This is a genomic window from Sphingomonas sp. MJ1 (PH-R8) (assembly GCF_048058635.1).
Taxonomy (GTDB): domain Bacteria; phylum Pseudomonadota; class Alphaproteobacteria; order Sphingomonadales; family Sphingomonadaceae; genus Sphingomonas.
This window is the reverse complement of the sequence record NZ_JBBEFX010000033.1, coordinates 1-8,538: the sequence shown is the minus strand read 5'-3', so window position 1 is coordinate 8,538 and position 8,538 is coordinate 1. Positions and strand designations below refer to the sequence as shown.

The window sequence follows — 8,538 nt, the reverse complement described above, 5'->3', positions numbered from 1 at the left end:
CCCCCAGCCCTCGCGTTTCGCCTAAGGGACCGGCCATGATTCGCCGCCTCCTCTTCGCGCTCGCCCTCGTCTTCGTCGCCTCACCCGCCCAGGCCTATTGGGAATATGGGCATGAGAGCGTCGCCGCGATCGCCTATCGCAACGTCTCCCCCGCCACCCGCGCGAAGATCGACGCGCTGCTCCGCCAGCAGAAGCTGCTGGAGACGCCTACCTGCCCCGCCCGCACGGTCGAGGAGGCGAGCGTCTGGGCCGACTGCGTGAAGCCGCTGGGCGAGCGGTTCAGCTACGCCTTTTCCTGGCACTATCAGAACGTCGACGTGTGCAAGCCGTTCGATCTCAAGTCGGCCTGCAAGGACGGCAATTGCGTCTCGGCGCAGATCACCCGCGACATGAAGCTGCTCCAGGACCCCAAGGTCCCGGTCCGCGAGCGGGTGCAGGCGCTGGTGTTCCTGATCCACTTCGTCGGCGACCTGCACATGCCGCTCCACGCCGGCGACCGCGGCGATCTGGGCGGCAACCGCGTCAAGGCCCGCTACGGCATCTACGGGCCGGATCGCTTCAACCTCCACAGCGTCTGGGACGGCCCGCTCACCGAGCGCGCGGTCTCCACTCCGCCGTCGATCTTCCGCACCTACACCGCCCAGGAACGCTCGATGCTCGCCGGCGGCAGCGTCGAGGACTGGAGCCGCCAGAGCTGGGAGATCAGCCGCGACTATGCCTATGCCAGCGCCTTCGGCGGCGATGCCTGCGGGCCGGTGCCGGAAGGCCGGGTGACGCTCGACCAGGCGACCATCGACCCGCTCTTGCCCGTCGCCAAGCTGCAGGTCGAGCGCGGCGGCCTCCGCCTCGCCCGGCTGCTGGACGAGGCGCTCGGCTGAACCCCGCATCCGGATCCCGTTCCACCAACGGGCGTTCTTCTCTCCCATGGCGGCTGCCGCATCGGTGGAACGGCTGGCCGCTGTGGGCCTTGGTGGCTTCACCTTCCGTTCAGGCGGGGGGACGCCTTTGAAAGGCCCGTTTCACGGGGCTCTTCGGGCGGCGCAGGGAGCGCCGACCGGTCCTTAAAGGGAGGATGAAGATGCGTATCCGTTCCATGATTCTCTTGGCCGCAGGCGCTGCGTCGCTCGCCGCCTGTTCCAAGGACCCGCCTGTCGCCACCACCCCGCCGCCGCCGCCGGGCGCGGTTTCGGGTAGCGTCGCTGCCGATCGCGACGGCGACGGCATCATCGACGGCTATTACACCTCGGACGGCATCTATCACCCGCTCGCGCCGCCGGCGCCGCCGCCCCCGCCGCCGCCGCCGCCCACCCCGCGGGGAGAACGCGGCTGATCCGTCTCGACCGGGGGATGCGGCACTGCCGCATCCCCGCCATTCTGCTTCTGATCGCCACCGCCGGGACCGGGCTCGCCCCGACCTGGGACGCGCGCGCCTATGCCCAGGCAAAGAAATCCGCGCCCGCCCGGAAATCCGCCGCAAGGAAGCCGGCACCCAAAAAGGCGACGGCAAAGCCCGCGCCCAGCGAGCCGCAGGCGACCCCCGCCACCCGCGCCGTCGCGGTGCAGATCCGCGAGCAGGCCGGCGGCAAGGTCAAGGGCTTCTACGCCGATCGGGGCTTCTGGCCGATCTGGGCGGCGAGCGGCCGGCTGGGTCCGGAGGCCGACGCCTTTGTCGACATGATCGAGACCGCCGACCTCGATGGCCTGCGCCCCAACAGCTACGGGCCGGATGCGCTGCGCAAGGCCGTGGCTGCGGCGCGCAGCGGCGATCCCGTCGCCGTCGCCCAGGCCGAACTCGCGCTCTCGCGCGCCCTTGCCGACTATGTGGCGGACGTCCGCCGCCCGCGCGACACGGGCATGACCTACCTCGACGCCGAGGTGAAACCGCGCAAACTCAAGGCCGAGAACGTGCTGCGCGCCGCCGTGCTCACCAAGTCGTTCGCAAGCTACATCCGCGACATGGGCTGGATGAGCCCGCATTACCTGCGCCTGCGCACGCTGCTGGCGACCCCCGGCCTCTCCCCGGATGACCGCGCGCGCCTGCGCATCAACCTCGATCGCGCGCGCCTGCTGCCCGGCGCCTGGACGCGCCACATCGTCGTCGACGCCGCCTCGGCACGCCTCTATTTCTACCAGGGGGGCAAGCAGGTCGGCACGATGCGCGTCGTCGTCGGGACACCGCAGACGCAGACGCCGATGCTCGCCGGCATGGTGCGCTACGCGATCCTGAACCCCTATTGGAACGTGCCGACCGACCTCGTCCAAAAGAAGATCGCCTCCAAGGTGCTCGCCGGTCGACCGCTCACCGCCATGGGGTTCGAGGCGCTGTCCGACTGGAGCGAGAACGCCACCAGGCTCGATCCCAAGGCGATCGACTGGCACGCCGTCGCCGCCGGCCAGCAGGAAGTGCGCGTGCGCCAGTTGCCCGGGCCCGCCAATTCGATGGGCCGCGTCAAGTTCATGTTCCCCAACGACCTCGGCATCTACCTGCACGACACCAACGAAAAGGCGCTGATGAAGAAGCCCGCCCGGCACTTCAGCAACGGCTGCGTGCGGCTGGAGGATGCCCCGACGCTCGGCAAATGGCTGCTCGGCAAGCCGATCACCACCGTCGCCAAAAAGCCGGAACAGGCCGCCCCCTTGCCCCAGGCGGTCCCCGTCTACCTCACCTATTTCACCGCCACCGCCGCCCCCAAGGGCGTCGCCTTCCTCCCCGACGTCTACGGCCGCGACACCCGCAGCTGACGGAAAAGGCGACGCGTGGGTTCGCCGCCCGCACGCCGATCGCCCGGCCGGCTAATCCGCCACGCCAGCCGCGCGACCCGTTAGGTCCGTGGCAACTTCCGCCTGCCATCCCTGCGCCATGAGCAATCGCTTCCCTCAGTTGCGGCAGGCGCAGGCCGATCGCGGCTCCTTTGGCTCGCGCCGCGCCTCGGCACGTCGGTCCGGCTACCCGGCGGTCGTCGCCCTGGGGTGTGTTCTGGTATTCGCCGCGACCTGGATCGCCACCCCAAACCTGCAGCGGTTGTGGGCACAGACCTCCACACCCGAGCCGCCTGCGGCGAAGGCGGCAGTGCAGGACCCTGCAGCGGCCGAGCGCTCCGTCTACTTCAGCGGCTGCAGCGAGGCGCGCGCCGCGGGCGCCGCACCCATACACCGCGGCTCCCCCGGCTATCGCCCGGAGATGGACGGGGACGAAGACGGGGTCGCCTGTGAAACCTACAGCGGATTCCGCGGCAGCGGAGGCGGCTACAGCCTCCCCCGCCTCCGGCGCCGCCACTGATCCGCCAAGCGCCGACTTCAGCTTGGCGAAGAAGCCGTGGCGCTCGGGGCATGGGGCTGCCCACCCTGCACACGTCGCATGGGTGGAGACTTGCCGAGGGGCATAGGGCGCAAGCCCCGTTCCCGGAACGGAACGCCGCCCAACAGCCCCGCAAGTCTTCGTTGACGCTTTCTCCGTACAGCACGTCCGCTCTTGAAGGCGCGATGGGCAGAACGGGAGCGCGGCTTGCGGCGCAGCGGCGATATCGGACGAGTTTGGGAAACACGGGGAGCAAGCGCTCGCGCGCCCGGCTCTAGGCCAACGCTCCTGCTGCTCGCGATCCTTGCGGCCGCGGCGTTGCTGCGCCTCGGCACGGCCGATCATTCCCTGTGGTATGACGAGCTCGCCTCCCTCGAGTTCGCCCGCCAGCCCATCCATCGCCTGTGGAGCGCGTGGATGGTGCGGGAAACCAACCCACCGTTGTTCTACTCGCTCTTGGCGGGAAGCATGGCTCTGTTCGGGGACAGCGACATTGCGCTCCGGCTGCTGCCGATCGCCATCGGCCTTTCCGGGATCTGGGCGGCGTTTCTGCTCGGCCGCACCCTGGGTGGCCCACGCGCGGCGCTGCTGGCCGCGATGCTGCTCGCGCTCTCGGCCCAGCATGTCGATTTCAGCCAGCAGGTCCGGGCATATGGCCTGGCGCACACGGCAGTGCTCTTCGCCTGCCTCGGCATGGTGCTCTACCTTCGGCGCCGCTCCACCGCGGGGCTGGTCCTCTACGCGGCAGCGACGCTTACGGCCCTGTACGCGCATACCACGCTGGCGCTCTTCGCCGGGCTTGCGGCCGTCACCATGCTCTGGCTGCTCCGGGACGACCGCCGCGCGCAGCTGCGCTGGCTCGTGGCGAACGGCGGCGTCCTCGCATTGTGGAGCTGGTGGGCGATGATCACCCTCCGCCAGCTCGCCATGCCGGTCACCAACATCGCCTGGATCGCCGCCCCCTCCTTCCGCGAAGCAATCGACATGACGGCAGTCGCGTATCTGCCGATGTACCTGCGCGCAGCGGGTCCGGTCGGCACTGCCCTGCTCCTCGGGCTCTTCGCAGGGCTGGGCGTCTGGATGGTGCGGGCACGCCGGCCCGACCTCACGCTCCTCGCGGTGCTGGTCGCCGGCGCGCCGCTGCTGCTGTTCGCCATCAGCCAGCGCGTCCCGATCTTCCTGCCCCGCACCTTGAGCTGGGCGAGCGGCCCGGCGCTGGTCCTGCTCTCGGTCGCAGTCGTCCAGATCCGGTCGCGCCTGGTCGCCGCGGCGGCCGCGGCGGCATTGCTCGCCTCCAGCGCGATCGGGCTCGCGGCTTGGCTTCCCGACCGGGAGCGCGATCAATGGCGCCAGGCGACTGCCGCGGTCGAGCGCCTGCATCCTCTGCCGGTGTTCGCAGGCGACGATGCCGTGGCGTTGGCGATGCTGAAATACCGCGCGTCGCCGGCTTCCGGCTTCACCCCCATCGTGGTCCAGGCGCCCTGGCAGGAGCGCTGGGCGGCTGGCCTCTACTCCGGCCCGCATCTCTCACCAGCGGCAGCACGGCGGCTGATCCGGATGCGCGGCTGTGCGGTCGCGATCGGCTGGGGGCCGATGTATCCGCCGATCCTGGAGGGCGCCGCCACGCGACGCATCGGCCCGCCGGATCGCCAGCCGGAGGTGCTGCTCGTGCACCTCCCCGGCGGCCGTGGATGTTCCCGCTGATCCGCTGAGGGCGGTGCAGCGCCGGGCTTTAGCCCAGCGCCGACTTCAGCTTGGCGAAGAAGCCCTGGCTCTCGGGGCATTCCTCGCCAGTCTCGGTCTCGCGGAATGCTTCCAGCAGTTCGCGCTGCTTGGCGGACAGCCGCGTCGGCGTCTCCACCTCGACGCGCACCACCAGGTCGCCGAAGCCGCGGCCCTGCAGCACCGGCATGCCGGCCCCGCGCTGGCGCAGCTCGCGGCCGGACTGGATGCCGGCGGGGATGCGGATCGTGCGCACGTCGCCGTCGAGCCCCGGGATCTCGATCTCGCCGCCCAGCGCCGCGGTCGTGAAGCTGATCGGCGCGCGCGCGTAGAGCGTCGTGCCCTCCCGCTCGAACAGCGGGTGCCGCTTCACGTGCATGAAGATGTAGAGGTCGCCCGCAGGCGCCCCGCGTGCGCCCGCCTCGCCCTCGCCGGTCAGGCGGATGCGCGTGCCCTCGTCGACCCCCGGCGGCACGTTCACCGACAGCGTCTTGGTCTGCTCGACCCGGCCCTCGCCGTGGCAGGCCGGGCACGGATCGCTGATCACCTGGCCCGCGCCATGGCAGGTCGGGCAGGCGCGCTCGACCACGAAGAAGCCCTGCTGCGCGCGCACCTTGCCGTGGCCGGCGCAGGTCGTGCAGGTCTTGGCGCTCGTCCCGGGCTTGGCACCCGTGCCGCCGCAGGGCGCGCAGGCGCTGGACACGTCGACCGTGATCTCGGTCGCCTTGCCATGGAACGCCTCGTCGAGCGTGATCTCCATGTCGTAGCGCAGGTCGGCGCCCCGGCGCGGTCCCGCACGCCCGCCGCCGCGGCCGCCCATGAACTCACCGAACACGCTTTCGAAGATGTCGGAAAAGCCGCCGAAGTCCTGCGGGCCGGCGCCGCCGCCCCCGCCCTGGCGGAACGCGGCATGGCCATAGCGGTCGTACGCCGCGCGCTTCTGCGGGTCCTTCAGCACCTCATAGGCTTCGGACACGGCCTTGAACTTGGCCTCCGAATCCTTGCACCCGGCGTTGCGGTCCGGGTGATACTGCATCGCGAGCTTGCGATAGGCGGACTTGAGCGTCGCGCCATCGGCGGTGCGCTCGCATCCGAGCAGTTCGTAATAGTCGACTTCGGTGCTCATGCCGCTTCCATCTGCCGCCGCTCGCAGCACCCGGGGGTGTGCATCGCGTCGGCCGTCCCCCGGGCGCAGGCCGCGGTCCAGGGCCACCCGCGGCGCCGTGTGTTGCTCTCGTCCCCAGCCTGCGCCGGGTCCGAATCAAACGCCGGGTCGCCCCCTGCCCCTCCGCTCCCGAAGGGCCGGCGGAAGCGGAGACGACCCGGCAGCGTCTTACTTCTTGCTGTCGTCGACTTCGGAGAATTCCGCGTCGACCACATCGTCGCCACCCGCAGCCGCACCGCCCTCCGCACCCGGCGAAGCCTCGGCCTGCTGCTGCTTCTCGTAGATCGCCTGGCCCAGCTTCATCGCGACCTGGGCGAGCTCCTGCGCCTTGGCGGTCATCTGGTCGGCGTCGCCGCTTTCCACTGCCGCCTTGGTCTCGGCGATCTTGCCCTCGATCTCGCTCTTCAGGCTCGCGTCGACCTTGTCGCCATTGTCGGCCAGCTGGCGCTCGGTGGTGTGCACCAGGCTCTCGGCGTTGTTCTTCGCCTCGGCCGCAGCACGACGCTTCTTGTCCTCCTCGGCGAAGTTCTCGGCATCGCGGACCATCTGGTCGATGTCGCTGTCCGACAGACCGCCCGAGGCCTGGATGCGGATCTGCTGCTCCTTGCCGGTGCCCTTGTCCTTGGCAGAGACGTTGACGATGCCGTTCGCGTCGATGTCGAAGGTGACCTCGATCTGCGGCACGCCGCGCGGCGCCGGCGGGATGCCGACCAGGTCGAATTGGCCCAGCATCTTGTTGTCCGCCGCCATTTCGCGCTCGCCCTGGAACACGCGAATGGTGACCGCCTGCTGGTTGTCGTCCGCCGTCGAATAGACCTGCGACTTCTTGGTCGGGATCGTCGTGTTGCGGTCGATCATCTTGGTCATGATGCCGCCCAGCGTCTCGATGCCCAGCGACAGCGGGGTCACGTCGAGCAGCAGCACGTCCTTGACGTCGCCCTGCAGCACGCCCGCCTGGATCGCGGCACCGATCGCCACGACCTCGTCCGGGTTCACGCCGGTGTGCGGCTCCTTGCCGAAGAAGTCCTTCACCACCTGGCGGACCTTGGGCATGCGGGTCATGCCGCCGACCATCACGACCTCGTCGATCGCGCTCGCCTTGACGCCCGCATCGGCCATCGCCTTGCGGCACGGCTCCAGCGTGCGCTGGATCAGGTCATCGACCAGCCGCTCCAGGTCGGCGCGGTTGATCGTCTTCACCAGGTGCTTCGGGCCGTTCTGGTCCGCGGTGATGAAGGGCAGGTTGACCTCGGTCGACTGTGCCGAGGACAGCTCGATCTTCGCCTTCTCGGCCGCTTCCTTCAGCCGCTGCAGCGCCAGCTTGTCCTTGGTGAGGTCGATCCCTTCCGCCTTCTTGAACTCGTCCGCCAGGAACTGCACGACCTTGGAGTCGAAGTCCTCGCCGCCCAGGAAGGTGTCGCCGTTGGTGGCCTTCACCTCGAACACGCCGTCGCCGATCTCCAGGATCGAGATGTCGAACGTGCCGCCGCCCAGGTCATAGACCGCGATGGTCTTGTTGTTGTCCTTGTCGAGGCCATAGGCGAGCGCCGCCGCGGTCGGCTCGTTGATGATGCGCAGCACTTCCAGGCCGGCGATCTTGCCCGCGTCCTTGGTCGCCTGGCGCTGGGCGTCGTTGAAGTACGCCGGCACCGTGATCACGGCCTGCGTCACCGTCTCGCCCAGATAGCTCTCGGCGGTTTCCTTCATCTTCTGCAGCGTGAAGGCGCTGATCTGCGAAGGCGAATATTCCTCGCCGCCCGCCTTCACCCACGCGTCGCCGTTCGGGCCGCGTGCGATGCTGTAGGGCACCAGCTCGGTGTCCTTCTTGGTGACGGGATCGTCGAAGCGGCGGCCGATCAGGCGCTTCACCGCAAAGATCGTGTTGTCGGGGTTGGTGACCGCCTGGCGCTTGGCCGGCTGGCCGATCAGTCGCTCCCCGTCCTTGGCGAACGCGACGATCGACGGCGTGGTGCGCGCACCTTCCGCATTCTCGATCACCTTGGGGCTGCCGCCTTCCATCACTGCGACGCAGCTGTTGGTCGTGCCCAGATCGATCCCGATTACTTTAGCCATATTCCCTCGTAGGCCCCCGGCTCGTGTCAAACCATCGAAACACGCCCCCGTGACTGGGCGACGCGTCGTTACGCTGGGGCATATAGGTGGGGTTCCGCTTGCCGCAAGATTGCGTGGAACCTATCCGTTTCGCGAGAGTGAACCGGCCGCGCCCGCCGCCCGGCCCCAGGGGGAAACCACCATGTCCGCCACCACCGCCGCCGCCCCTGTCTCTTATACTCTTCTGCCGCTGCCACCCTCCCGACGACGGAGAGAGTGGAGGTCGCGGGGGGGATGGTGT

The 8,538-nt window shown here is 69.4% G+C and carries 7 protein-coding genes; 5 read left to right on the top strand and 2 right to left on the bottom strand.

The features are described 5' to 3' along the window. The first annotated feature begins 35 nt into the window (after positions 1-35). The 5 genes from VPH46_RS15960 to VPH46_RS15940 all read left to right on the top strand — a co-directional run bounded on the left by VPH46_RS15960 (position 36) and on the right by VPH46_RS15940 (position 5,002). Positions 36-878 carry a S1/P1 nuclease gene (locus VPH46_RS15960; RefSeq protein ID WP_416612798.1) on the top strand — a complete coding sequence of 281 codons (843 nt, stop codon included), beginning with the start codon at positions 36-38 and terminating at the stop codon, positions 876-878. Between the two features lie 200 nt (positions 879-1,078). After that, a complete protein-coding gene (locus VPH46_RS15955) occupies positions 1,079-1,330 on the top strand; it encodes a hypothetical protein (protein ID WP_125962493.1) in 252 nt (83 codons plus the stop codon). Positions 1,331-1,347: 17 nt separating this feature from the next. Then, complete coding sequence (locus tag VPH46_RS15950) at positions 1,348-2,742, top strand: L,D-transpeptidase family protein (protein ID WP_416612796.1); 1,395 nt, start codon at positions 1,348-1,350, stop codon at positions 2,740-2,742. A 118-nt stretch (positions 2,743-2,860) separates the two neighbouring features. Further along, the gene (locus tag VPH46_RS15945; RefSeq protein ID WP_416612794.1) at positions 2,861-3,280 is read left to right on the top strand and encodes an excalibur calcium-binding domain-containing protein; all 420 of its coding nucleotides are present in this window, start codon (positions 2,861-2,863) and stop codon (positions 3,278-3,280) included. Between the two features lie 336 nt (positions 3,281-3,616). Further along, positions 3,617-5,002: a glycosyltransferase family 39 protein gene (locus tag VPH46_RS15940; protein WP_416612792.1), complete on the top strand. Its 1,386-nt coding sequence runs from the start codon at positions 3,617-3,619 to the stop codon at positions 5,000-5,002. A 28-nt stretch (positions 5,003-5,030) separates the two neighbouring features. On the opposite strand, the gene dnaJ is transcribed toward VPH46_RS15940, so the two are convergent. Both dnaJ and dnaK read right to left on the bottom strand, forming a co-directional pair. Further along, entirely contained in the window at positions 5,031-6,146 is a 1,116-nt protein-coding gene (gene dnaJ / locus VPH46_RS15935; protein WP_132883013.1) for a molecular chaperone DnaJ, read from the bottom strand. Between the two features lie 207 nt (positions 6,147-6,353). Beyond that, complete coding sequence (gene dnaK / locus VPH46_RS15930) at positions 6,354-8,258, bottom strand: molecular chaperone DnaK (protein ID WP_416612789.1); 1,905 nt, start codon at positions 8,256-8,258, stop codon at positions 6,354-6,356. Positions 8,259-8,538 lie beyond the last annotated feature (280 nt).